Source organism: Streptomyces sp. NPDC003247 (assembly GCF_042888135.1).
Classification (GTDB): domain Bacteria; phylum Actinomycetota; class Actinomycetes; order Streptomycetales; family Streptomycetaceae; genus Streptomyces.
Map to the genome: position 1 here is coordinate 495,373 of NZ_JBIAPF010000003.1, position 24,036 is coordinate 519,408.

Genomic DNA, 24,036 nt, shown 5'->3' on the forward strand with positions numbered 1-24,036 from the left:
TCATACGACTCCCACAGCTCCTGTTGCTACTGCTGTTACAGAAGCGATCACTGCGACCCAGGAGAATCACGTGACGACCGGAGCCACCGTCTGGCTCACGGGTCTGCCGAGTGCCGGCAAGACCACCATCGCGTACGAGCTGGCCGGCCGGCTGCGCGAGGAAGGCCACCTCGTCGAGGTGCTCGACGGCGACGAGATCCGCGAGTTCATCTCGGCGGGCCTCGGCTTCAGCCGCGAGGACCGGCACACCAACGTGCAGCGCATCGGCTTCCTCGCCGATCTGCTCGCCCGCAACGGCGTCAAGGCGCTGGTGCCGGTGATCGCGCCGTACGCCGACAGCCGTGACGCGGTCCGCAAGCGACACGAGGCGAGCGGCACGGCCTACGTGGAGGTGCACGTGGCGACCCCGGTCGAGGTGTGCAGCGAGCGCGACGTCAAGGGCCTGTACGCCAAGCAGGCGGCGGGCGAGCTGTCCGGCCTCACCGGCGTCGACGACCCGTACGAGGCGCCCGCGTCACCCGATCTGCGGATCGAGTCGCAGAACCAGACCGTGCAGGAGTCCGCGGCGTCGGTCTACGCGCTGCTCAGCGAGAGGGGACTGGCGTGACGACCGTCACCAAGGCCAAGGGGGGCGAAGAGGGCACCGACAGCCCGTACGCCCTCAGCCACCTCGACTCGCTGGAGTCGGAGGCGGTGCACATCTTCCGCGAGGTCGCGGGCGAGTTCGAGAACCCGGTGATCCTGTTCTCCGGCGGCAAGGACTCGATCGTCATGCTGCACCTGGCGCTCAAGGCGTTCACGCCGGCGCCGGTGCCGTTCTCGCTGCTGCACGTGGACACCGGGCACAACTTCCCGGAGGTCATCGAGTACCGCGACCGCACGGTCGACCGGCACAACCTGCGGCTGCACGTCGCCTCCGTGCAGGACTACATCGACCGGGGTGTGCTCAAGGAGCGTGCGGACGGCACCCGCAACCCGTTGCAGACCCTGCCGCTGACCGAGAAGATCCAGTCGGAGAAGTTCGACGCGGTCTTCGGTGGCGGCCGCCGCGACGAGGAGAAGGCCCGCGCCAAGGAGCGGGTGTTCTCCCTGCGGGACGAGTTCTCCCAGTGGGACCCCCGCCGGCAGCGCCCCGAGCTGTGGAACCTGTACAACGGGCGCCACGCCCCCGGCGAGCACGTCCGCGTGTTCCCGCTGTCCAACTGGACCGAGCTGGACGTCTGGCAGTACATCGCCCGCGAGGGCATCGAGCTGCCGGAGATCTACTTCGCGCACGAGCGCGAGGTGTTCGCGCGCGGCGGCATGTGGCTGACCGGCGGCGAGTGGGGCGGCCCCAAGGACGGCGAGACCGTCGAGAAGCGGCTCGTCCGCTACCGGACCGTCGGCGACATGTCCTGCACGGGCGCCGTCGACTCCGACGCGGTGACGCTGGAGCAGGTCATCGCCGAGATCGCCGCGTCCCGGCTGACGGAGCGCGGCGCCACCCGCGCCGACGACAAGCTCTCCGAGGCCGCGATGGAAGACCGTAAGCGCGAGGGGTACTTCTAAGCATGAGCACGACCACGACCGAGGAACTCTCGGCCACGACCCTGCTGCGGTTCGCCACCGCCGGCTCCGTCGACGACGGCAAGTCCACTCTCGTCGGCCGGCTGCTGCACGACTCCAAGTCGATCCTCACGGACCAGCTGGAGGCCGTGGAGCGCGCCTCGGCGAGCCGTGGCGCGGAGGGCCCGGACCTCGCGCTACTCACGGACGGCCTGCGCGCCGAGCGCGAGCAGGGCATCACCATCGACGTCGCGTACCGCTACTTCGCCACCCCGCGCCGCCGGTTCATCCTCGCCGACACGCCGGGCCACGTGCAGTACACGCGCAACATGGTCACCGGTGCCTCCACGGCCGAGCTGACGGTGATCCTGGTCGACGCGCGCAACGGCGTCGTCGAGCAGACCCGCCGGCACGCGGCGATCGCGGCCCTGCTGCGCGTCCCGCACGTCGTGCTCGCCGTGAACAAGATGGACCTGGTCGACTACCGGGAGTCCGTGTTCGCCGCGATCGCCGAGGAGTTCACGGCGTACGCGACCGAGCTGGGCGTCCCGGAGGTCACCGCGATCCCGATCTCGGCGCTCGCCGGGGACAACGTGGTGGAGCCCTCCGCCCACATGGACTGGTACGGCGGCCCGACCGTCCTGGAGCACCTGGAGACCGTCCCGGTCAGCCACGACCTGGCGCACTGCCACGCACGGCTGCCCGTGCAGTACGTGATCCGGCCGCAGACCGCCGAGCACCCGGACTACCGGGGCTACGCGGGCCAGATCGCCGCCGGCACGTTCCGGGTGGGCGAGCAGGTCACCGTCCTGCCGTCCGGGCGGACGACGACGGTCGCCGGGATCGACCTGCTCGGCCGGGCCGTCGACGTGGCGTGGACGACGCAGTCGGTGACGCTGCTGCTCGCGGACGACATCGACGTCTCGCGCGGCGACCTGATCGTGCCGAGCAAGGACGCGCCGGCCACCACGCAGGACGTCGAGGCCACCGTGTGCCACGTCGCCGACCAGCCGCTGACCGTCGGGCACCGGGTGCTGCTCAAGCACGGCACCCGCACGGTCAAGGCGATCGTCAAGGACATCCCGTCCCGCCTCACCCTCGACGACCTCTCGCTGCACCCGCACCCGGGGCAGCTCGTCGCCAACGACATCGGCCGGGTGAAGATCCGCACCGCGGAGCCGCTGCCGGTGGACTCCTACGCCGACTCGCGCCGCACGGGCTCGTTCATCCTGATCGACCCCAGCGACGGCACCACGCTCACGGCGGGCATGGTCGGCGAGTCGTTCGCGGCGCCCGAGCCCGTCAAGGACGAGGCCGAGGACGACGGGTGGGACTTCTGACATGACCACCGGCCACTGCGTGACGTGCCCGAAGGGGGGCGGCCGCGTCGGCAGCGGCCCGCTCGACAGCGGGCCGGGCTCAGTGGCGCGAGGTGCGTGGTGAGGTCCGCGCCGTGTCCGCGCGCCCTCACCCGCCGAGCACCGTCCCGGACGAGACGAACAGACTTGCCGAACTCCCGGCCACGACCAGCGACACCGTGACCGCCGGGCCAACGAGAGGAACACCTCCCGTGCCTGCCACACCCAGCCTCCGCCGTGCCTTCGCGGTGATGGCCGTCCTCCCCCTGCTGGCCCTCGCCGCCTGCGGCTACGGGTCGAAGGCCCAGGACGCGTCGTCCGCCCAGCAGATCGCCGCCGGGGCGGAGAAGATCGACGGACTCGACTCCGTGAAGATCGGCTACTTCGGCAACCTGACCCACGGGACCGCGCTCGTCGGGGTGAACAAGGGCTACTTCCAGAAGGCCCTGGGCGCCACCAAGGCCACCTACCAGGTGTTCAACGCGGGGCCGTCCGAGATCGAGGCCCTCAACTCCGGCTCCCTCGACATCGGCTGGATCGGCCCCTCCCCCGCCATCAACGGCTACACCAAGTCCTCGGGCAAGAACCTCCGCATCATCGGCGGATCGGCCTCCGGCGGCGTCAAGCTCGTCGTCGACCCGGACAAGATCAAGTCCGTGAAGGACGTCAAGGGCAAGAAGATCGCCACCCCCCAGCTCGGCAACACCCAGGACGTCGCCTTCCTCAACTGGATCGCCGACCAGGGCTGGAAGGTCGACGCCGAGAGCGGCAAGGGCGACGTCTCCGTCGTCCGCACCGACAACAAGACCACCCCCGACGCCTACAGGTCCGGCTCCATCGACGGCGCCTGGGTGCCCGAGCCCACCGCCTCCAAGCTGGTCGCCGAGGGCGCCAAGGTGCTCATCGACGAAGCGGACCTGTGGCCCGACAAGAAGTTCGTGATCACGAACATCATCGTGTCGCAGACGTTCCTCAAGGAGCACCCGAAGGCCGTCGAGGCCGTGCTGAAGGCGTCGGTCGAGGCCAACGCCTACATCGGCGCCCACCCCGACGAGGCGAAGACCGCCGCCAACGCGCAGCTGGAGTCGGACTCCGGCGCGGCACTGCCCGCGGACGTCCTCGACCCGGCCTGGGAGTCCATCCGGTTCACCGACGACCCGCTCGCCTCCACCCTCAAGACCGAGGCGGAGCACGCGGTGCAGGCCGGTCTGCTGGAGGACCCGGAGCTGGACGGCATCTACGACCTCACCCTCCTGAACAAGGTCCTCGTGGCCGAGGGCGAGAGCACCGCCGACGACGCCGGCCTCGGCGCCGAGTAGCCCCCCCCAGTCGCATGAGTTCCCAGGAGGTGACGACCATGGCCACGACCCTCGTCAAGGCGGACAGCGCCGAGTCGGTGGAGTACGCCGCCCGCATCGAGCACGTCTCGAAGTCCTTCGCCGGGCCCGCGGGGCAGCAACTCGTCCTGGACGACATCAGCCTCGATGTCGCGCCGGGCGAGTTCGTCACCCTGCTGGGTGCCTCCGGCTGCGGCAAGTCCACGCTGCTCAACCTGGTGGCGGGGCTCGACCGGCCCACCGCCGGCAGCATCAGCACCGACGGGCGTCCCGCCCTGATGTTCCAGGAGCACGCCCTGTTCCCGTGGCTGACCGCGGGCAAGAACATCGAGCTCGCCCTGAAGCTGGGCGGGGTCGCGAAGAACGAACGGCGCGACCGGGCCGAGGAACTGCTCGAACTGGTCCGTCTGAAGGGCTCGTACGGCAAGCGGGTGCACGAGCTGTCCGGCGGTATGCGCCAGCGTGTCGCGATGGCGCGCGCCCTCGCGCAGGACGCCCGGCTGCTGCTGATGGACGAGCCGTTCGCGGCCCTCGACGCCATCACCCGGGACGTGCTGCACGACGAACTGACCCGCATCTGGTCGGAGACCGGACTGTCGGTCCTGTTCGTCACGCACAACGTGCGGGAGGCGGTACGGCTCGCACAGCGCGTCATCCTGCTCTCCTCCCGGCCCGGCCGGGTGGCCCGCGAGTGGACGGTCGGCCTTCCGCAGCCCCGTCGCATCGAGGACGCCCCCGTGGCCGAACTGTCCCTGGAGATCACAGAAGTCCTGCGTGGGGAGATCCGCCGTCATGGCCAGCACTGAGACGAAGACGACGGACGAGCGGACCGGGAGCGCCGACGACGACCGGCAGACCGCCTCGGTCGAGGCGGGCCTGGACGCCCTGGAGTCCGGTGTCACCGGCCGTACGTCCTTCCGTCAGACCTTCGTCGGCAAGATCCTGCCGCCGATCGTCGCCGTCGCGGTGGTCCTGGTCGTCTGGCAGGCCCTGGTCTCCTTCAAGATCGTCGATGATCCGACCAAGCTGCCCTCGCCCGCCGACGTCGGCGGCGAGTTCCGCGACGCCTGGCTGGAGGGCAGGTTCTTCGGGTACATCTGGACCAGCGTCTCGCGCGGTCTGCTGGGCTTCCTGCTGGCGCTCGCCATCGGCACCCCGCTGGGTCTGCTGGTGGCCCGCGTGAAGTTCGTGCGCGCGGCCATCGGGCCGATCCTGTCCGGACTCCAGTCGCTGCCTTCGGTGGCCTGGGTGCCGCCGGCCGTCATCTGGCTGGGCCTGAACAACTCGATGATGTACGCGGTGATCCTGCTCGGCGCGGTCCCGTCCATCGCCAACGGCCTGGTCTCCGGCATCGACCAGGTGCCGCCGCTGTTCCTGCGGGCGGGCCGCACGATGGGCGCGACCGGTCTGAAGGGGGCCTGGCACATCGTCCTGCCGGCCGCGCTCCCCGGCTACCTGGGCGGTCTGAAACAGGGCTGGGCCTTCTCCTGGCGCTCGCTGATGGCGGCGGAGATCATCGCCTCCTCCCCCGACCTGGGCATCGGCCTGGGCGCGCTGCTGGAGAACGGCCGCAACGCCAGCTCCATGTCGATGGTCTTCGAGGCGATCATCCTCATCCTGTTCGTCGGTATCGCGATCGACCTGCTGATCTTCAGTCCGCTGGAGCGGCGGGTGCTGCGCGGCCGGGGTCTGCTGGTGAAGGGCTGACATCGCATGCACAGAGAGCCGGTCCTCCTCGTCATCGCCCACGGCAGCCGCGATCCGCGGCACGCGGCGACCGTCCACGCCCTGGTGCGCCGGGTGCGGTCGCTGCGGCCCGGGCTGCGCGTGGAGACCGGCTTCCTGGACTTCAACGTCCCGTCCGTGCCGGGCGTGCTGGAGTCCCTGGCGGCGGAGGGCGTCCGCGACGTCGTGGCGCTGCCGCTGCTGCTGACGCGCGCCTTCCACGCGAAGGCGGACATCCCGGCGGTCCTGCGGGACGCGCCGCAGCGGCTGCGGATCCGCCAGGCGGAGGTCCTCGGACCGTCGCCGCTGCTGCTGTCCGCGCTGGAACGGCGGCTGTACGAGGCGGGGCTGTCGCCCGCCGACAGGTCCTCCACCGGGGTCGTGCTGGCCTCGGCGGGGTCCACCGACCCGGAGGCGATCGCGGTGATCGCCGATATCGCGCGGGAGTGGTGGCACACCGGTTGGTGCGCCGTGCGGCCCGCGTTCGCCTCCGCCTCCCTGCCGCGCACCGAGGACGCGGTGCGCGAGCTGCGGGAACTGGGCTGCTCGACGGTGGCGGTCGCCCCCTACGTCCTGGCCCCCGGCTTCCTGCCGGACCGTATCGCGCGGGGGGCGGCCGGCGCCGACGTCCTCGCCGAGGTGCTGGGCCCGGCACCCGAGGTGGCACGGGTCCTGCTGGAGCGCTACGACGCGGCCCGGGTGCCCCGGCTGACCGCCATCGGCGCGTAGGGGCGCCTGACCGCCGCGTCACACCGTGAGCCGGTCCCTCGGTGAGCCGGTCCCTTGGTGAACAGGCCCCGCCGTAAGCCGGTCCCGCGGTGAACCGGTCCCGCCGTGAGCCGGTTCCGCGGTGAGCCGGTCCCGTGGTGAGCCGGTCCCGCCGTAAGCCGGTCCCGTGGTGAGCCGGTCCCGCCGTGAGCCGGTCCCGTGGTGAGCCGGTCCCGTGGTGAACCGGTCCCGCCGTGAACCGGTTCCGCGCGCCGGGACGGCGTGCGCTCAGATCTCCCGGCCGGACCGGGCGGACTCCGGGGACTCCGCGGACCCGGCGGACTCGGCGGACCCGCCCGACCCGGCGGACCCGGGGCCCCCTGCCTCAGCGGCCTCGACGGCCTCGTCGGCCAGCCGGGCCAGTTCCCTCAGGGGCAGCGAGCCGGGCGGCCGGCGCTCGTGCGCGAAGGTGTTCGCGAGGTGTTGCAGCAGTTCGTTCAACGGTGTCGGTACGCCGTGGAGGCGGCCGAGAAGCGCGATCTCGCCGTTGAGGTAGTCGGCCTCGATGCTGCCGGCGCCCCGGCTGAGGGACTGCCACGAGGAGCCGCCGCCGCGCATCACGCCGTCCAGCGGCACCTGGGTGACCTTGTCCCCGCGTACCGCCGCCTGCTCCGCCTCGCCCACGTAGGCGATCCCGGCGGTCCGCAGCACGTTCTCGCCCTCGGCGCGCACCCTCCGGTACAGCGCGACGGCCTCCTCGCCGTCGACCGGGCCGCTGACGGCCTCCTGGGCGTTGCCCAGGTTGGACAGCAGCTTGGCGTACTGCCAGCGTGTCACGTCCGGGACGACCGGCGCCTCGAAGTGCGCCCTCTCCAGGTCGGCGGCGATACGGCGGGCGGTGTCGTCGGTGCCGTGCGGGTGGCGGCCGAGGTGGAGGATGCCGGTGAGGGGGCTGCCGGCGGCGGTGACGACGCCGGGCCGGACGTGGGTGGCGGGCAGCCACACGCAGACGCCGTAGACGTGCCGGAAGCGGCGCAGGGCCAGGCGCTGGCTCTCGACGCCGTTCTGCGCGCATACCAGCGGCAGCCGTTCCGCGGCCGTGCCGCCGCCCGCGACCGGCGTCGGCCCCCACGCCCGGAGGGCGGCCTCGCTGTCCTGCGTCTTGACGGCGAGGACGAGGACGTCGTCGACGCGCAGGGTGCCGAGCGGGGCGGGCCCGTCGACGACGGGCAGCCGGTGGACCAGTTCGCCCTCGGGCACCCTGAGCCGCAGCCCTTCCTCGCGCAGTGCCGCGTGGTGCGCGCCGCGCGCGACCAGCACGACCTCCTGACCGGACTGGGCGAGCCGCCCGCCGACGGCCCCGCCGACCGCCCCTGCCCCGATGATGACGTAGCGCATGGGGCGAGCCTCGCACAGTCGAGCCGATGACCCGTCACAACAGTTGGGGTGAGGGGCTCCGCCCCGCCGCGGGGGTCACCCCCCGGTCATCTCCACCAGCTTGACCACGGTGTTCCAGTTGCGGGTGGTGGCGATCAGCCGCTTGTTCCCTCGGGGCTTGGAGAGCTGTTCGGCGAGTTTGGAGCGGCCCAGGCCGTCGGGGGCGTACAGGTACAGGGCGCGGTCGCCGAGCTGGAACTCCTCGGGCAGGAAGGCGGCCCGGTCGATGCCGGTGAAGCGGTCGGGCCCGACGGGGGCGGAGAGATAGGTGACGTGGAGCTGTCTGGCCTCCAGGTCGGCGGCCGGGAACGGGCAGGCCTCGGCGACGGCCTTCAGATAAGCGTGGTCGCGGACGATCACGTCGACGCCGAACCCGAACCGCGTCTCGATCGCGCCCGCGATCTCCGCGGCGAGGGTGTCCTCGTCCCCGTGAACGGAGGAGAAGACCGCCTGGCCGCTCTGGAGATAGGTGCGCACACCGCCGAGTCCGAGGCCTTCCAGGAGGGCGCGGAGGTCGGCCATCGGGACCTTCCGGGCCCCGCCCACGTTGATGCCGCGCAGCAGCGTCGCGTATGTCGTCGTCATCCGCCCACCCTAGGGCGCTTCTGTCCCAGGTCGGCCGCCGTGCCCCGTGGGGGTGGGCGCGGTGGCCGCGGGGCCCGGTCCGGCGGGACGGGTTGGCGAAACTCTGGTGGAAGGGGAATGCTGCCGGACGGACCGGGCGGCCGCGTCGCTCCCCTGATCACGGTCCCCGAGACCGCCGGCATAGATGTAAGGGCCCGCCTCCTCCCGTGCGGTGAGGCGCCGGGGTCCGAGGGGAGGAGCCGGGCGGCCGGTACGTCACCGGGCAGCACGACGAGATGGCTTTATGCCGCCCCTACCGTCGAAGCGGAAGGTGGCGGCAGGGGGCCGCCACCGCACCTCGAGGGGGCAGCCCGTCATGGGGAACGGAGATTCACGGGTGCGGGGCATCGCCGCGCGGGCCGGCGGCTGGAGCGCCCGGCACCGCTGGGCGGCCGTCGGCATCTGGGTGCTGTTCGTCGTCCTGGCCATGGGGCTCGGGTCGGCGGCGGGCCGGGTCGACGTCGACGACAGCGACCAGCTCAAGGGAGAGACGCACACCGCCGCCCGGATCGTCGAGGACGCCGGGATCGAGGAGCCGGCCGGTGAGACGGTCCTCGTCCAGGCGAAGGACGGCGGTCTGAAGGCCACCGACGCCGAGTTCCGCGCGGCCGTCGAGGCGGTCGTCACGGCCGTCGAGGGCACCGGCGAGGCCACCGACGTCACCTCGCCGTACGACACGCGGACGATCTCCGAGGACGGCCGCAGCGCGCTGGTGCAGTTCGACATCAGGGGCGACTCCGCCACCGCGGGCGAGCGGGTGGAGCCGGTGCTGAAGGCCGTGGAGGGCGTGCGGGAGGACCACGCGTCGCTGCGGATCGAGGAGATCGGCGGCGCCAGCATGATGAAGACGTTCGACGACGCCTTCGGGGACGACTTCCAGAAGGCCGAGTACTCCGCGGTGCCGGTGGCCCTCGGCATTCTGCTCATCGCCTTCGGCGCGCTGGTCGCGGCGCTGCTTCCGGTGCTGCTGGCGATCACCGCGATCGTGGCGACGATGGGCCTGATGGGCGTCATCAGCCACGTCATGCCGATGAGCGACACCGCGAACTCCGTGATGCTGCTGGTGGGTCTGGCCGTCGGCGTCGACTACTGCCTGTTCTACCTGCGCCGGGAACGTGAGGAGCGGGCCGCCGGCCGGGACGCGCGGACCGCGCTGCGGATCGCCGCCGCGACCAGTGGCCGCGCGATCGTCGTCTCCGGTGTGACGGTGTGCGTGGCGATGGCGGGCATGCTGTTCACCGGGCTCGCCGAGTTCGAGGCGATGGGCCTGGCCTCGCTGATGGTCGTGGCCGTGGCGATGGTCGGCTCCGTGACGGTGCTGCCCGCGCTGCTGTCGCTGCTGGGCGAGCGGGTCGAGAAGGGCCGGATCCCCTTCCTGCGGCGCCGCGGCACCACCGGCACCGCAGACACCACCGGTAACGGCACCACCGGCAACGGCGGCAACGGCGGGAGCCGGTTCTGGACGGCCGTCCTGAAGGGTGTGCTCGCCAAGCCCGTCGTCTCCGTGGTCGTCGCGACCGGCGCCCTGCTCGCCGTCGCGGCGCCCGCGCTCGGCATGAAGACCCAGCAGCTCACCCTGGACCAGGAGTTCGGCGACTCGCTGCCCATCGTCCAGACGTACAACCGGCTCAACGAGGCGTTCCCCGGCGGCTCCGAGCCGGCCGAGGTCGTCGTGAAGGCGAAGGACATCAACGCGCCCGAGGTGCAGGCGGCGCTCGCCGACTTCCGTGAGCGGGCGGTCGCTTCGGGCGCCTCGCGCGGCCCCGTCGAGATCAAGCTGCACGACGCGCAGAACGTCGCCTTCGTGTACGTGCCGCTGGTCGGCGGCTCCGACCTGGACGAGGCGGGCGCGAGCCTGGACACGCTGCGGGACGAGGTGCGGCCGGCGACCCTCGGCGCGGTCGACGGCGTCGAGGCGCCGATCACCGGGCAGGTGGCCGGTTCGAAGGACTTCAACGACCAGCTCGCCGGAGCCGTCGTCCCGGTCTTCGCCTTCGTCGTGGTCTTCGCCTTCGGGCTGATGCTGCTGTCGTTCCGCTCGCTGACGATCGCGCTCACCTCGATCGTGCTGAACCTGCTGTCGGTGGGGGCGGCCTACGGCATCCTCGTGGCGGTCTTCCAGCACGGCTGGGGCGCTTCCCTGGTGGGCGCGGAGGGCGTGGGTGCCATCGTCACCTGGCTGCCGCTGTTCCTCTTCGTGATCCTGTTCGGGCTGTCGATGGACTACCACGTGTTCGTGGTCTCCCGGATCCGTGAGGCACGGCTGCGGGGCCGGACGACGAGGGACGCGATCACCCACGGCGTCGTCACCACGGCGGGTGTCGTGACCAGCGCCGCCGTCATCATGGTCGCCGTCTTCGCGATCTTCGGCACGCTGTCCATGCAGTCCATGAAACAGATGGGCGTGGGTCTCGCGGCGGCCGTCCTGATCGACGCGACGGTGATCCGGGGCGTGCTGCTCCCCGCGGTGATGGCGCTGCTGGGCGAGCGCAACTGGTACCTGCCGACGTGGCTGCACCGGCTGCCCGACCTCACCCACGACGAGGCCCCGGACGCCGTCGCCGCGCCGGTGACGCACGACGACGAGGGCGAGCCCGTACGGGTCTGACGCACCCAGCCTTCCTCCGGCCGGGGGCCCGTCGACCACAGGGGAGTCGACGGGCCCCCTCGCGTGCGCTCGCCGCCGTAGCGGTACGCGCCGCTCCACGCGCGCGTGCCGCTACGGCAGTTCGGCCTCGATGAGGTCGGCCGCCCTGCGCGTGCCGCCCTCCCGCGCCATGCCGGCCCGGATCTCCTTCAGCCGCCGGGCGACCTCGGGGTCGTCGACCAGGGCGAGGGCGAGGGCCCGCAGGGTCTCGGCGCTCGCCTCCCGCGTCGGCAGTTGCCGGGCCACACCGAGCGCCTGGAGCATGTCCGCGTTCCCGAACTGGTCCACGGCCTGCGGTACGGCGATCATCGGGGTCGCCGTGGCCAGCCCCTCCTGGCTGCCGCCGGCGCCGGCGTGGGTGACGAACAGGTCGGCCTGCTGGAGGACCGCCCACTGCGGGACCCAGGAGCGCACCTCCACGTGCGCGGGCACGTCGCCCAGTTCGGCCGGGTCGACGTGTCTGCCGATCTGGAGCACCAGGTGCCAGCCGGGCAGGTCCGCGAAGGCCTCCACACAGGCGCGGTAGAAGTCGGGCTGCTTGGTGAACGCCGAGCCCAGCGAGACGAGGACGACCCTGGCGGCCCCGGCGGGCCGCGTCCAGGTGCCCTCGGCACCGCGGTCGCCCTGGCAGGCACCGACGAAGCGGTACACCCGTTCGTCGACCCGGTCAGCGTTCGGCTGGAGCACCCTGGGGATGAGCACCAGGGAGCGGGCGGGCCGGCCGGCGAAGGAGTCGGGGTGCTCGGTGATCCCGTTCTCCGCCAGCCAGGCGCCGAAGCGGGCGTAGTAGGCCCGGCCGCGTTCGGTCTTCCTCGGCTCGGCCCACATCGGCTCGGCGACCTCCTCCTCGTAGCCCTCCCAGGCGACCATGCTGGGCGAGAGGGAGATCGCGGGCACGCCCCAGCGGTGGGCGAGGACGCGGGCCGGGTAGGAGGCGATGTCGTGCAGGACGAGGTCGGGCTCGTCCCCGGCGTAGGCCTCGGTCAGCTGGGGCAGCGCCTGGATCGCGTCGTCCAGGAAGGGTTCCACGTTGTCGAGGAGGGTGGTCCCCCAGGCCGACGGGTCGGCGTCGGGCGAGGGCAGGGTGGAGTGCCACGGTCTCACCTCGGCGCCGGTCCCGGCGGCCTTGTCGGCGAGGGCGGGCGGGACGGCGTAGGTGACGCGGTGCCCGCGCGCGACGAGTTCCCGGATCACCTCCAGGCTGGGGTTCACATGGCCGTGGGCGGCGATGGTGAACATGGCGATGTGGGCGGGAGCGGTCATGTCGCCGACCGTAGGCGAGACGATACGTCTCGTGCAACCGAATTAGCCCGAGTCGGCGGCCCGGGCAGGTGGCCCGCGCCGGTGGCCCGAGTCGGCGTGGCCCGCGCCGGTGGCCCGAGTCGGCGTCGGCCACGCCGTCAGCGCTGGTAGCGCGCCAGCACCAGGTTCCCGTCCTCCTCCAGCCGTCGTCGCAGCTCGCCCAGGCCGATCGCGCCGCTGTAGTACTCCTGGAAGGCGGGGGTGGCGACCTTGTCCTTCCACTCCGGGTAGCCGCGGACGGACTGGGCGGGCGCCGGGCTCAGATGGCCGGCGAGCGCGGTGCCGGTCGCCCAGTCGTCCTCGGTCGTGCGCAGGGCCGGGTCGGCGAGGGCCCGGGTGCCGGTGGGCAGCATCCAGTCGCCCAGGGCCAGCCGCACCATGTTCGGCGGCTGGAGGAGGAAGTCGATGAACGCGGCGGCCTCCTCCTTGTGCGGGCTGTCCTCGGCGATGGACAGGGTCTGCGGGCTGACGCCCTGGGTGAGCCCGTCGGCGCCGGCCGGGGCGGGCAGCACCTGCCAGTCGAAGCCCTCGGGGGCCTGCTGGACGATCTGCTGGCGGTAGGAGAAGCCCAGCGGGATCATCGCGTACTTGCCGGCGAAGAAGCCGGGCAGCGTGTCGGAGCCGCCGCTGCCGAGCAGCGAGTCCGGGGCGCTGCCGTCCACGCCGACCTGGTCGTGGACGGTGCGCGGCACGACCTCGTCGCCCTCCTCGAAGCGGACCGTGACCTTGCCGTCGGCGCCCCGGTGGAAGAGCCGGCCGCCCGCCGACAGGGAGAGGTTGAGGGTGGCGGAGACGGGGTCCTTCAGCGGCCAGGCCACGCCGTACCGGCCGTCGCCGCCGAGCCGCTCGGTGATCTCCCGGAACTCCGTCCAGCTCCACGGCCGTTCGGGCGTCGGGATGCGCACCCCCGACTCCCTCAGCCAGGTCGCGTTGGCGATGAGGACCCGTGGCTCCTGGAGGAAGGGCACGCCGTAGACGCCGTCCCCGAAGGTCGTCGTCTCCCAGCTGCGCGACGGGATGTCGGCCCGGAGCCGCTCGGACAGCAGGCCGGTGAGGTCGGCGAGGTAGCCGCCGTAGGCGAAGTCCGCGAGGTCGTCGGAGGCGTCGTGGACGACGTCCGGTGCCTCGCCGCCCTCGAAGGAGGTCAGGAGCTGGTCGTGGACGCTGTCCCAGCTTCCCTGGACGTACTCCACCCGGACGTCCGGGTGGGCCGCGTTCCACTCCGCCACCAGCTCCTTGTTGGCCTCGACGGACTCCTCCTGCCAGGCCAGGGACTGGAACCGGAGGGTGACCGGGCCGTCGTCGCCGTCGCCGCCGCCCGCGCAGCCCGCCAGCAGCAGGACCAGGGCGAGGACGCCCGCGGCCGTCGCGCGCATCAGCTCTTCACCGCCCCGGCCAGCATCCCGCCGGTGATCCGCCGCTGGATCACCGCGAAGACGACGAGCGAGGGAAGGGTCGCGAGGAAGGCGGCGGCGGCCAGCGGCCCGAGGTCGGCGACGCCCTCGGCGCCGATGAAGTGGGTGAGGACGACCGGCAGGGTCTGCTTCTCCGGCGACTTCAGCAGCACCAGCGCGAAGAAGAACTCGTTCCACGCGGTGACGAAGGCGAACAGTCCGGTCGCCGCGATCCCCGGGGCGAGCAGCGGCGCCGTCACCGACACCAGCGTGCGCAGCCGTCCGGCCCCGTCGACGGCGGCCGCCTCCTCCAGCTCGACGGGCACCGCGCGCACGTATCCGACGAGCATCCACAGCGCGAACGGCAGCGCCCACACCACGTACACCATGACCAGCCCCGCCAGGGAGTCGATCAGCCGCAGGTTCTTCAGCACCAGGAACAGCGGGACGATCACCAGCACGAGCGGGAACGCCTGGCTGACCACCACCCAGCCCGTCGCGGCGCGCGCGAGCGGGGTGCGCCGGCGGGCGACGGTGTAGGCCAGGGGTGTGGCGAGCAGTACGGCGATCAGCGCGGCCCCGGCGGCGGCCAGCAGGGAGTTGCCCGCGGCGCGCAGCAGCGGCTGCTCCTCGAAGGCCTGCCGGAAGTTGGCCAGGGTGGGGTCCGCCGGGATCCACGACGGGTGCAGACCGCCCAGTTCCCTGGGCGACTTGAAGGCGGTGGAGACCAGCCACAGGAAGGGGAAGGCCAGGAAGACGAGATAGGCCAGCAGGGCGAGGTACTGGCCGGCCCGGCCCGCGGCGCTCGTCCTCATGTCTCGTCACCCCCCTTGAGCCGGCCCACGAGGAACAGGGCGAGCAGCACCGAGATCACCACGACCATCACGCATCCCATCGCCGCCGCGTAGCCGAACTGCCCGTAGCGGAAGGCCTCCTCGTAGGCGAAGAGCATCGGAAGCCGGGTGCGGCCGCCGGGGCCGCCGCTGGTCAGGACGTAGACCAGGGCGAAGGAGTTGACGTTCCAGATGAAGTTGAGGGCCGTGATCGCGAGGGCGACGGGGCGCAGCGCGGGCCAGGTGACCGTGCGGAAGCGGCGCCAGGCGCCCGCGCCGTCGACCGCGGCGGCCTCGTGCAGTTCGCGCGGGGTGTTCTGGAGCCCGGCGAGCAGGGCGACGGTGGTCTGCGGCATGCCCGCCCAGACGCCGACGGCGATCACCGCGGGCAGGGCGGTGGACAGGCCGCTCAGCCAGTCCCGTCCGTCGCCGAGGCCGAGGTCGCGCAGGGTCTCGTTGAGGACACCGGCGTCGGGGCTGTAGACGAGCCGCCACATGATGCCGACGACGACCTCGGGCATCGCCCAGGGGACGATCGCGAGGGCGCGGGCGAGCCAGCGCAGCCGCAGCTCCTGGTCGAGCAGCAGAGCCAGGCCGAGGGCGAGCAGGAACTGCGGGACGGTCACCCCGACCGCCCACACCAGCCCGATGCGGAACGACTCCCAGAACAGCGTGTCGTGCCACAGGTCCCGGAAGTTGAGCGCGCCGATCCACTGGGTGGGCGTGGTCCGGCCCGACTGGGCGTCGGTGAACGCCAGCAGGATCCCGTACAGCAGCGGGCCGGCGCTCAGCACCAGGATCGGGATCAGCGCGGGCAGGACGAGGAACCAGGCGCCGGGTCTCCCGGTGCGCCGGACCGGCGGGCCGGTGCCGGGCGCACGGCGCACCGTACGGCTCTCCTCGGTCGTCGTCGGCACGAAGCGATCCCCCTTCCCGGCGGCTCCGGCGGGCTCCGCCATGGTCGTGAAGGGCCGGTACGCCGTCAAGGCACCGCGCACACGGCCCCACCTGTACGAATGCGAGACTGGCCGTCGGACGGCCGGATTCCGGCGCCGTCCCGGGGCCGGACACGGCCCCCGCGGCAGACGACACAGCGGTACACGGCACAGCGGTACACGGCACCGCGTTACATGACACAGCGGTACACGACACGGAGGCGGACGATGGACGAGGCACGCGCGCGGGAGGTACTGGCCGCGGCGGGGGTACTGCCGGGCCCGGCGCGGGACGCGCGGCTCCTCGCCCTGGGCGAGAACGCGGTGTTCGCCGCCGGGGACCTGGTGGTGAAGGTCGGCCGGGACGCCGAACTCCTGGACCGGGCCCGGCGCGAACTGGGCATCGCGGTGTGGCTCGCCGAGGCGGGCGTCCCCGCGGTGCGGGCGGCCGGACCGGAGGCGCTGCTGGTCGAGGGCCATCCGGTGACGGTGTGGCACCGGCTGCCCGACCCGGTACGGCCCGCCGGGCCCCGCGATCTGGCCGGACTGCTGCGGATGGTGCACGCCCTGCCCGCCCCCTCGCCCTCCCTCGCCCTGCCCCCGCGCGATCTGCTGTCCGGCGTGGAGCGCTGGCTGCGGCTGGCGGGCGACTCCATCGACCCGGCGGACGCCGCCTTCCTGCGCCGGCGCCGCGACGGTTTCGCCGCGTCCGCCGCCGCGCTCACCCCGCATCTGCCGCCCGGCCCGATCCACGGTGACGCGCTGCCCCGCAACGTCCACGTCGGCCCGGACGGTCCGGTCCTGGTCGACCTGGAGACCTTCTCCGCCGACCTGCGCGAGCACGACCTGGTCGTGATGGCCCTCTCCCGCGACCGCTACGGGCTGCCCGCCGAGGCCTACGACTCCTTCACCGACGCGTACGGCTGGGACGTCCGGGAGTGGGAGGGCTGCGCGGTCCTGCGCGGGGCCCGGGAGACGGCGAGTTGCGCCTGGGTCGCCCAGCACGCGCCCACCGACCCGGGGGCGCTGGCAGAGTTCGGACGCCGGGTGGCGTCGCTGCGGGACGGGGACGAGGCGGTGCGCTGGTACCCCTTCTGAGCCGGGCGGCCGGCCACCTCCCCCTAGGATCTGTCGGGCGCTCAGACCCTTTCGCCCGCGAGCTCCCGCACCGGCCAGGTCCCGTCGACCACGGCCTGGGCGTCGCCCTTGCGGCGCAGGAAGTCCTGGAAGTCCGCCGCCCACTCGGCGTACCACTCGATCTGGCGGCGGTGCAGCTCCGCCGGGCCGAGGGCCGCGATCTTGGGGTGGCGCTCGGCTATCGCGCCGGCGAGCCGGGCGGCGGCGAGGGCGTCGGCCGAGGCGTCGTGCGCCGCGTCGAGGGGGACGCCGTACTCGGCGCAGACCGCTTCGAGGTTGCGCTTGCCGCGGCGGTAGCGGTCGGCCCGGCGGTCGATGGTGTACGGGTCGACCACCGGGGCCGGGTCGAGGCCGCCGAGGCGGTCGCGCAGGGACGGCAGCCCGTGCCGCCGCAGTTCGGCCGAGAGCAGGGTCAGGTCGAAGGCGGCGTTGTAGGCGACGACGGGGACGCCCGTCCGCCAGTACGTCACCAGGACGTCCGCGATGGCGTCCGCGACCCGGTCGGCGGGGTCGCCCTCGGCGGCCGCCCGCGCGGTGCTGATCCCGTGGACCGCGACGGCCTCCGCCGGGATCTCCACGCCCGGGTCCGCCAGCCACTCCCGGCGTCCCAGGACCTGTCCGCCCCTCACCTCGATCACGGCCCCCGTGACGATGCGCGCCTCGCGCGGATCCGTTCCGGTCGTCTCCAGGTCGAAGCCGATCAGCAGCTCCCGGTGCCAGGCCATGGTGGCCCCCCTTCTTGGTGGTGCTTCCCCCAGTGGCCTCCACCTTCCCATGCGCCACTGACAATCAGAGGATCTCATTCCGCTTTTCGGGCCGGGCACACCCCTGGGACGGGCAGCGGGACGTTTCAGGACACCGGCCGCGAATCCGCCCAGGCCAGTTCGAACTCCTCGCGGTAGGCGGCGAAGAGTCCGCCTTCGTCGACCTCGTCCGACTTGACCACCCGGCTGCCGTTGCGCAGCACCAGCACCGGCGCCTCCATGCCGCGCATGCGCCGCAGGTAGGACTGGACGACCGCGACGCCGTCGGATCCGTCGCCGTCGACGAGGTAGGCGGTGAAGCGGGGCGTCTCGTCGTAGACCTGGATCTGGAAGGCGCCCGGGTCGCGCAGCCGGGAGCGCACCCGGCGCATGTGCAGGATGTTCATCTCCACGGCGCGGCTCAGCTCGCCGCGTTTCATGCCGAGCTCGCGTTCGCGGCGCTTGACCGCGCTGGAGGCCGGGTTGAGGAAGAGCAGCCGCACCCGGGCGCCGGCCTCGGCGAGGCGGACCAGCCGGCGGCCGGAGAAGTTCTGCACGAGCAGGTTGAGCCCGATGCCGATGGCGTCGAGGCGGCGGGCGCCGTCGAAGATGTCCTCGGCGGGGAACCGGCGCAGCAGCCGCACCCGGTCGGAGTGGACGGCGACCACGTCCGCGTACCGGTCGCCCACCAGGTCCTCGACGGCGTCGACGGGCAGCCGGCGCGCGGAGGGCACGTCACCGCCCGTGCCGAGCATCTCCAGCAGGCGCGCGGAGGCGCGTTCGGCCTGGTTCAGGACGGCCTCGGACAGTGCCCGGTTGCGGGAGACGACGTTGCGGGTGACCTCCAGCTCGTCCAGGGCGAGTTCGACGTCCCGGCGGTCGTCGAAGTACGGCTCGAAGCACGGCCAGTGCTGCACCATCAGCTCGCGCAGCTGCGGCAGCGTCAGGAAGGAGATCACGTTGTCGTCGGCCGGGTCGAGCAGGTAGCCCTTGCGCCGGCTGACCTCGCGTACGGCGACCGCGCGCTGCACCCACTCCTGTCCGGCGGGGCCGGCCGCGGCGACCACCCAGTCGTCGCCGTGGACGGGTTCGTAGATGGGCCGCAGCACGGCGGCCACGACGGCGCGCAGCCGCTGTTCGACGAGGTTCAGCCAGATGTAGGCCCGGCCGGCCCGCTGGGCGCGGGTGCGTACCTCGCGCCAGGCGTCGGCGTCCCAGTCCAGCTCCGGCCCGATGGCGCCCTCCATCGGCCGGGCCAGCGACACCGTGCCGGGCGGGACGTCTGTGGAGGAGCCTCCCTCGTGACCCTCGTCACCAGGGGGCAGCTCCAGCCCTCCCGAGCCCACCCAAGCACCGCCTTCCGCTCCCCCGAGCACTCCCCGTCCCAACGATCAAGGAAGGGTACTCCGGGAGCGGTCGGCGGTGCAGCCGGATGGACAGGTCGTTTCTCAACCACCGCCGTCGGGCCGTCCGTTCTGGCCCGCGAGGGCGCGCGGAGTGAGCGGATTCATAGCCGTGACGTCCCGCGGGGCGAGGGAGAAGCCCTGCCAGTGGACCGGCATGGGCTGCTGGTCCTCGTCCCGGGCGATGTGGTGGAAACCTACGTTGACCCAGGCCACGGGGTGGGTGAGGGGCTGGCCGTTGACCCATTGGTCCACCGAGTCGCCGTGCCGGGGGCTGCCGCAGTCGCGCACGTTGTTGCTGGCGTACTGCTCGCACGGGTCGTACTGGGTGAAGTAGACGTCGTGCCGGGTGAAGGCGCGCCCCGGGAAGGTGGTGCCGGCTCCGGTGACGATCTCGTAGGAGCGCCGGTGGCCGTCCTTGTTCTTGCCGGCCGTGCTCACCACGCGCCACCAGCGCATGTTCGCCGCGTCGCCCGCGCGTTCCTTGGTGACGGCGGTGCGGGTGGTCCTGCTGGCCGGGCCCGGCCGTCCGGAGGCGGGCGGGCTGACCTTCGAGTCGTACTGCTCGACCTTCGTCTTCGAGGAGCCGTCGAGGCCGAAGTCGAGCCGCCAGAACACGTTGTGGTGGTGGCTGGTGGCGTACGCCTCGGCGCCCTTGCCCAGCGGCCAGCCCCGGCCGTCCCCGGCGTCGTAGTCGAAGGGGGAGAGGCTGCCGGTGGCGCCGGCGTTCATGCCGATGGTGCCGTCGTCGGAGAAGCGCCACTCGGTGATGTACTCGTACCAGCCGACCTTGTTGACGCTGTAGACCAGCAGGTCCTTGCCCTGGGCCTGGTGGACCCCGCCCGAGTCGGTCTGCATGCGGTAGGCGTGTCCGTGCGCGCGGGTCGTGGTGCACAGGCCTTTGACGTTCGGGGTCTCGGAGTTGTACGCGTCCGGCACCTTCACCGTCTTGAGGGTGCCGCCGGGGCACTCGGCGGGGGTGAGGTTCACCATGCCGTTGCCGAAGTTGAAGTCGGTGATGTCGTTGTACTCGTTCTTGCCGTCGTCGTACGGCACGTGGATCTGGGCGATCCGGGCGCTGTTGAGGACGCGGATCGGGCGGGACTCGCCGGGCGGCTGGTAGGAGATCTTCTCCAGGACGATGCCGGACTTCGCCTCGTGGCGCCAGCACATGCGCCAGGTGGTGCCGGAGGTGAGCTTCTGCTGGATGCGGTAGGCGGCGCTGCACTCGGCGGCGGTGGCCGCCGGGGCGGCCTCGGGCCGGGCGGTGGCCGGGCCGGTGCCGGCGGCCGACGCGGCGGCGGCCAGCGCGGCCACGGACAGGCCGAGGGCCGCGGCCTGGCGGGCACGGCCGGCGCCCCGCGGCCGGAGGCCGCTGTTCACGGACTTGACGCGCATGAGGAGATGACCACTTCCTGTGCGTTCCTGCGGCGGACGGTGAAGGTGTCGGAACCCGACGGACGGACACGCGGACGGGCGGCCTCGGCCGGGCGAACGGACGGGCGGCCTCAGCCGGGCGGACGGCTCGGACGGACGGCTCGGACGGACGGGCGGAGGACTCGGACGTACGGCAAGGCCGAGCGGATCGGCCGGGCGGATCGGCCGGGCGGATCGGCCGGGCGGATCGGCCGGGCGGATCGGCCGGGCGGATCGGCCGGACGGATCGGCCGGACGGCCTCAGCCGGTGAGCCTGCCGACCTTGCGGTCGCTCAGGTCGATCAGCAGGGACCGGGCGTCGATCCACGGTCCGTTCCTGACCTTCGGCAGCAGCCGTACGCAGCGGTGGACACCGCAGCTGTCGAAGGCGGCGGGCTGGGCGCCCGGCGAGGCGCGGTACACCATGCCGAACGGCACCAGCTGGTCCGGGGAGGTGAGTTCCCTTCCGGTGGCGTCCTTGTAGTCGGCCTTCAGGCCCGCGCCCAGCGGGTCCGCGAGGAGCAGCCGGACCGCCTCGGCCTCCTCGGCCGCGTTGAGCGGCGGCTGGACGCCCTGCCGGGTGCCGGTGCTCTCGACCGTTCCGGTGTCTAGGTTGACGGTCCGGGTGACGAGGGTGTCGTCCTTGTAGTCGTAGAACGTCACCTCGGCGCGCCGGGGCGCGTCCGGGTCGTCGGCCTCGGCCGCGGCCGGCTCGGCGAGGTCGACGCCCAGCCGCTGCGGGCCGCGGTCGCCGTCGACGTCCTCACCGGCCTCGAAGAGCTGCCGGTTGAGCGCGATCCGTTCCGCGCGCGCGGTCTCGTCGTCGGTCAGCGGATCGCGGCCCTCGCCCCGGGCGCCCTCGGCCGGCGCCTCCTCGACGACGCCGGGTGCCACCGCGGCCGAGCCGCCGTGCTGCCCGGCACCCTGTCCGGCGCCCTGTCCCGTACCTTGTCCGGCGCCCTGTCCGGCGCCCTGTCCGGCCTCCTGTTCCGCGGCCGCCTGTCCGGCGGCCTGCCCGGTGCTCCCCGCGGTCCCGTCCGCCCCCGCCGTTCCCGGCAGGGTGATCGCGATCATCGCGGCCGTCGCGGTCAGCGCGAGGCCCGCGCCTGCCACCACCTTGCCCAGGTGGCGGCGCACTGTCGTGCGCACATCTTCCCCCTACTCCCCCATGGCCCCGGGAGTACGTGATCTCTGCCCACTGGTTCGGCACACACCGATTTCCGGCGTATGCGTCGGTCGACGGGTAAGAGGGACATACGTCACAGGTGGTTCCCTCACTTTCCGGGGGACTCGATGCCAAGGCACCCCCAGCGGGGCGGCACACCTGAAAGAGTCGTATCCATGCAGGTCTGGCCTGGAGAGGCATATCCCCTCGGCGCCACGTACGACGGCGCCGGTACGAACTTCGCGGTCTTCACCGAGGCCGCGGACCGAGTGGAGCTGTGTCTGTTGCACGACGACGGCTCCGAGACGGCCGTGGAGCTGCGCGAGAGCGACGCGTTCGTGCGGCACGCGTACGTGCCGGGCATCATGCCCGGACAGCGCTACGGCTTCCGGGTGCACGGCCCGTACGCGCCGGAGCGCGGGCTGCGCTGCAACTCTGCGAAGCTGCTGCTCGACCCCTACGCGAAGGCGATCAGCGGCTCGATCCGGTGGGGCGAGGAGGTGTACGGCTACCACTTCGGCTCGCCCGACCGGCGCAACGACCTCGACTCGGCCCCCCACACGATGACGTCGGTCGTGGTCAACCCGTACTTCGACTGGGGCGACGACCGGAGCCCGCGCACCGAGTACCACCACACGGTGATCTACGAGGCCCACGTCAAGGGCCTGACGATGCGCCACCCCGGGCTGCCGGACGAACTGCGCGGCACCTACGCGGCCCTCGCGCACCCGGCGATCATCGAACACCTCACCGAGCTGGGCGTCACGGCACTGGAGCTGATGCCCGTACACCAGTTCGTCAACGACCACCGTCTGGTCGACATGGGCCTGAACAACTACTGGGGCTACAACACCATCGGTTTCTTCGCCCCCCACAACGCCTACGCCTCCTGGGGCGACCGCGGACAGCAGGTCCTGGAGTTCAAGTCGGCGGTGCGGGCGCTGCACGAGGCCGGGATAGAGGTCATCCTCGACGTGGTCTACAACCACACCGCCGAGGGCAACCACCTGGGCCCGACGCTGTCCTTCCGGGGCCTCGACAATCCGCAGTACTACCGGCTGACCGACGATCCGCGCTACTACATGGACACCACGGGCACCGGGAACTCGCTGCTCATGCGGTCCCCGCACGTCCTCCAGCTCATCATGGACTCGCTGCGGTACTGGGTCACCGAGATGCACGTCGACGGGTTCCGCTTCGACCTGGCGGCGACCCTGGCCCGCCAGTTCCACGAGGTGGACCGGCTGTCGTCGTTCTTCGACCTGGTGCAGCAGGACCCCGTCGTCTCGCAGGTGAAGCTGATCGCCGAGCCGTGGGACGTCGGCGAGGGCGGCTACCAGGTGGGCAACTTCCCGCCCCTGTGGACCGAGTGGAACGGCAAGTACCGCGACACCGTGCGGGACCTGTGGCGCGGCGAGCCGCGCGCGCTCGCGGAGTTCGCCTCCCGGCTGACCGGCTCCTCCGACCTCTACCAGGACGACGGCCGCCGCCCGCTGGCCTCGATCAACTTCGTGACCTGCCACGACGGCTTCACCCTGCACGACCTGGTCTCCTACGACCACAAGCACAACGAGGCCAACGGCGAGGACAACCGGGACGGCGAGAGCCACAACCGGTCCTGGAACTGCGGTGCGGAGGGCGACACCGACGACCCGGCGGTCCTGGAGCTGCGCGCCCGCCAGATGCGCAACTTCCTCGCCACGCTGATGCTGTCCCAGGGCGTGCCCATGATCAGCCACGGCGACGAGACGGCCCGCACCCAGCGCGGCAACAACAACGCCTACTGCCAGGACAGCGAACTGTCCTGGGTGCGGTGGCCCGACCCCGGCCAGGACGGCGGCGGCCTGCTGGAGTTCACCCGGGCGCTCGTCCGGCTGCGCGCGGAGCACCCCGTCTTCCGCCGGCGCCGCTTCTTCCACGGGCGGCCCGTGGAGGGCACCCACGACGAGCTGTCGGACATCGCCTGGTTCACCCCCGAGGGCAAGGAGATGACCCAGCGGGACTGGAACTCCGCGCAGGCGTCGGCGCTGACCGTGTTCCTCAACGGCAACGCGATCTCCGAGCCGGGGGCGCGCGGGGAGCGGATCACCGACGACTCCTTCCTGCTGATGTTCAACGCCTCGCCGCGGCCGCTGGAGTTCGTGGTGCCGGTCGACCACGGGCGGCAGTGGCAGGTGGTCGTGGACACGGCGGACCCGGAGGCACCGGCGCGGGGCGCGGGCGCCAAGGTCGCGGCCGGGGACCGGCTGACCCTGGTGGACCGCGGCATGACGGTGCTCCAGCGACCGGCCTAGGGGCGCTGACCGGGGTGGGCCCCCGTCCCTCCA

General features: G+C 72.4%; 19 protein-coding genes and 1 pseudogene. 10 read left to right on the forward strand and 10 right to left on the reverse strand.

Going from position 1 to position 24,036, the window contains the following annotated elements; translation table 11 throughout:
- The first annotated feature begins 46 nt into the window (after positions 1-46).
- The 7 genes from cysC (at position 47) to ACFYWQ_RS11615 (ending at position 6,694) form a co-directional block, all read left to right on the forward strand.
- Positions 47-607: an adenylyl-sulfate kinase gene (gene cysC, locus ACFYWQ_RS11585; RefSeq protein ID WP_389515935.1), complete on the forward strand. Its 561-nt coding sequence runs from the start codon at positions 47-49 to the stop codon at positions 605-607.
- The gene (gene cysD / locus ACFYWQ_RS11590; protein WP_389515175.1) at positions 604-1,548 is read left to right on the forward strand and encodes a sulfate adenylyltransferase subunit CysD; all 945 of its coding nucleotides are present in this window, start codon (positions 604-606) and stop codon (positions 1,546-1,548) included. The genes cysC and cysD overlap by 4 nt, the downstream gene beginning before the upstream one ends.
- A gap of 2 nt (positions 1,549-1,550) precedes the next feature.
- A complete protein-coding gene (locus ACFYWQ_RS11595; RefSeq protein ID WP_389515177.1) occupies positions 1,551-2,885 on the forward strand; it encodes a sulfate adenylyltransferase subunit 1 in 1,335 nt (444 codons plus the stop codon).
- A gap of 230 nt (positions 2,886-3,115) precedes the next feature.
- Complete coding sequence (locus tag ACFYWQ_RS11600; RefSeq protein WP_389515180.1) at positions 3,116-4,222, forward strand: aliphatic sulfonate ABC transporter substrate-binding protein; 1,107 nt, start codon at positions 3,116-3,118, stop codon at positions 4,220-4,222.
- Between the two features lie 14 nt (positions 4,223-4,236).
- Positions 4,237-5,046 carry an ABC transporter ATP-binding protein gene (locus ACFYWQ_RS11605; RefSeq protein WP_389515182.1) on the forward strand — a complete coding sequence of 270 codons (810 nt, stop codon included), beginning with the start codon at positions 4,237-4,239 and terminating at the stop codon, positions 5,044-5,046.
- Positions 5,033-5,947: an ABC transporter permease gene (locus ACFYWQ_RS11610; protein WP_389515184.1), complete on the forward strand. Its 915-nt coding sequence runs from the start codon at positions 5,033-5,035 to the stop codon at positions 5,945-5,947. Before ACFYWQ_RS11605 ends, ACFYWQ_RS11610 begins: the two co-directional genes overlap by 14 nt.
- 6 nt (positions 5,948-5,953) lie before the next feature.
- A complete protein-coding gene (locus ACFYWQ_RS11615) occupies positions 5,954-6,694 on the forward strand; it encodes a sirohydrochlorin chelatase (protein ID WP_389515186.1) in 741 nt (246 codons plus the stop codon).
- Between the two features lie 267 nt (positions 6,695-6,961).
- Here the strand turns inward: ACFYWQ_RS11615 and ACFYWQ_RS11620 are convergent, their stop codons facing one another.
- Entirely contained in the window at positions 6,962-8,071 is a 1,110-nt protein-coding gene (locus tag ACFYWQ_RS11620) for a ketopantoate reductase family protein (protein WP_389515188.1), read from the reverse strand.
- Positions 8,072-8,146: 75 nt separating this feature from the next.
- Positions 8,147-8,695, reverse strand: a complete 549-nt coding sequence (locus tag ACFYWQ_RS11625; RefSeq protein WP_389515190.1) for a DUF1697 domain-containing protein — start codon at positions 8,693-8,695, stop codon at positions 8,147-8,149.
- A 355-nt stretch (positions 8,696-9,050) separates the two neighbouring features.
- On the opposite strand from ACFYWQ_RS11625, the gene ACFYWQ_RS11630 reads away from it, so the two are divergent.
- Positions 9,051-11,342, forward strand: coding sequence for an MMPL family transporter (locus tag ACFYWQ_RS11630; RefSeq protein ID WP_389515192.1), 2,292 nt, complete (start codon positions 9,051-9,053; stop codon positions 11,340-11,342).
- 111 nt (positions 11,343-11,453) lie between these two features.
- Here ACFYWQ_RS11630 and mgt read toward each other — a convergent pair.
- The 4 genes and pseudogenes from mgt to ACFYWQ_RS11650 form a co-directional block, all read right to left on the reverse strand.
- Positions 11,454-12,687: pseudogene (mgt, locus tag ACFYWQ_RS11635) on the reverse strand (macrolide-inactivating glycosyltransferase).
- A 94-nt stretch (positions 12,688-12,781) separates the two neighbouring features.
- Positions 12,782-14,059 (reverse strand): ABC transporter substrate-binding protein, encoded by a 1,278-nt coding sequence (locus ACFYWQ_RS11640; protein ID WP_389515194.1) that lies wholly within the window; start codon positions 14,057-14,059, stop codon positions 12,782-12,784.
- Complete coding sequence (locus ACFYWQ_RS11645) at positions 14,059-14,892, reverse strand: carbohydrate ABC transporter permease (RefSeq protein ID WP_389515196.1); 834 nt, start codon at positions 14,890-14,892, stop codon at positions 14,059-14,061. The genes ACFYWQ_RS11640 and ACFYWQ_RS11645 overlap by 1 nt, the downstream gene beginning before the upstream one ends.
- On the reverse strand, positions 14,889-15,827 hold the full coding sequence (locus tag ACFYWQ_RS11650; protein ID WP_389515198.1) for a carbohydrate ABC transporter permease: 939 nt from the start codon (positions 15,825-15,827) through the stop codon (positions 14,889-14,891). The genes ACFYWQ_RS11645 and ACFYWQ_RS11650 overlap by 4 nt, the downstream gene beginning before the upstream one ends.
- A 246-nt stretch (positions 15,828-16,073) precedes the next feature.
- Between ACFYWQ_RS11650 and ACFYWQ_RS11655 the strand changes: the two genes are divergently transcribed.
- Positions 16,074-16,943, forward strand: a complete 870-nt coding sequence (locus tag ACFYWQ_RS11655; protein WP_389515200.1) for a phosphotransferase enzyme family protein — start codon at positions 16,074-16,076, stop codon at positions 16,941-16,943.
- Between the two features lie 41 nt (positions 16,944-16,984).
- Here ACFYWQ_RS11655 and ACFYWQ_RS11660 read toward each other — a convergent pair whose 3' ends face one another.
- The 4 genes from ACFYWQ_RS11660 to ACFYWQ_RS11675 all read right to left on the reverse strand — a co-directional run bounded on the left by ACFYWQ_RS11660 (position 16,985) and on the right by ACFYWQ_RS11675 (position 21,693).
- Entirely contained in the window at positions 16,985-17,707 is a 723-nt protein-coding gene (locus ACFYWQ_RS11660; RefSeq protein WP_389515202.1) for a 3'-5' exonuclease, read from the reverse strand.
- A gap of 125 nt (positions 17,708-17,832) precedes the next feature.
- Positions 17,833-19,071 carry an SAV2148 family HEPN domain-containing protein gene (locus ACFYWQ_RS11665; RefSeq protein WP_389515204.1) on the reverse strand — a complete coding sequence of 413 codons (1,239 nt, stop codon included), beginning with the start codon at positions 19,069-19,071 and terminating at the stop codon, positions 17,833-17,835.
- A gap of 102 nt (positions 19,072-19,173) precedes the next feature.
- The gene (locus tag ACFYWQ_RS11670; RefSeq protein WP_389515206.1) at positions 19,174-20,526 is read right to left on the reverse strand and encodes a copper amine oxidase; all 1,353 of its coding nucleotides are present in this window, start codon (positions 20,524-20,526) and stop codon (positions 19,174-19,176) included.
- Positions 20,527-20,805: 279 nt separating this feature from the next.
- Positions 20,806-21,693: a Tat pathway signal sequence domain protein gene (locus ACFYWQ_RS11675; protein ID WP_389515208.1), complete on the reverse strand. Its 888-nt coding sequence runs from the start codon at positions 21,691-21,693 to the stop codon at positions 20,806-20,808.
- 192 nt (positions 21,694-21,885) lie between these two features.
- Here ACFYWQ_RS11675 and glgX point away from each other — a divergent pair, with 192 nt between their 5' ends.
- Positions 21,886-24,003: a glycogen debranching protein GlgX gene (glgX, locus tag ACFYWQ_RS11680; protein ID WP_389515210.1), complete on the forward strand. Its 2,118-nt coding sequence runs from the start codon at positions 21,886-21,888 to the stop codon at positions 24,001-24,003.
- The last annotated feature ends 33 nt before the right edge of the window (positions 24,004-24,036 follow it).

Coding starts and splice junctions, on each gene's coding strand:
- ACFYWQ_RS11595 (WP_389515177.1), top strand. CDS start 1,551: ATGAGCACGACCACGACCGAGGAACTCTCGGCCACGACCCTGCTGCGG.
- ACFYWQ_RS11605 (WP_389515182.1), top strand. CDS start 4,237: ATGAGTTCCCAGGAGGTGACGACCATGGCCACGACCCTCGTCAAGGCG.
- ACFYWQ_RS11610 (WP_389515184.1), top strand. CDS start 5,033: ATGGCCAGCACTGAGACGAAGACGACGGACGAGCGGACCGGGAGCGCC.
- ACFYWQ_RS11615 (WP_389515186.1), top strand. CDS start 5,954: ATGCACAGAGAGCCGGTCCTCCTCGTCATCGCCCACGGCAGCCGCGAT.
- ACFYWQ_RS11620 (WP_389515188.1), bottom strand. CDS start 8,071: ATGCGCTACGTCATCATCGGGGCAGGGGCGGTCGGCGGGGCCGTCGGC.
- ACFYWQ_RS11625 (WP_389515190.1), bottom strand. CDS start 8,695: ATGACGACGACATACGCGACGCTGCTGCGCGGCATCAACGTGGGCGGG.
- ACFYWQ_RS11630 (WP_389515192.1), top strand. CDS start 9,051: ATGGGGAACGGAGATTCACGGGTGCGGGGCATCGCCGCGCGGGCCGGC.
- ACFYWQ_RS11640 (WP_389515194.1), bottom strand. CDS start 14,059: ATGCGCGCGACGGCCGCGGGCGTCCTCGCCCTGGTCCTGCTGCTGGCG.
- ACFYWQ_RS11645 (WP_389515196.1), bottom strand. CDS start 14,892: ATGAGGACGAGCGCCGCGGGCCGGGCCGGCCAGTACCTCGCCCTGCTG.
- ACFYWQ_RS11655 (WP_389515200.1), top strand. CDS start 16,074: ATGGACGAGGCACGCGCGCGGGAGGTACTGGCCGCGGCGGGGGTACTG.
- ACFYWQ_RS11660 (WP_389515202.1), bottom strand. CDS start 17,707: ATGGCCTGGCACCGGGAGCTGCTGATCGGCTTCGACCTGGAGACGACC.
- ACFYWQ_RS11670 (WP_389515206.1), bottom strand. CDS start 20,526: ATGCGCGTCAAGTCCGTGAACAGCGGCCTCCGGCCGCGGGGCGCCGGC.
- glgX (WP_389515210.1), top strand. CDS start 21,886: ATGCAGGTCTGGCCTGGAGAGGCATATCCCCTCGGCGCCACGTACGAC.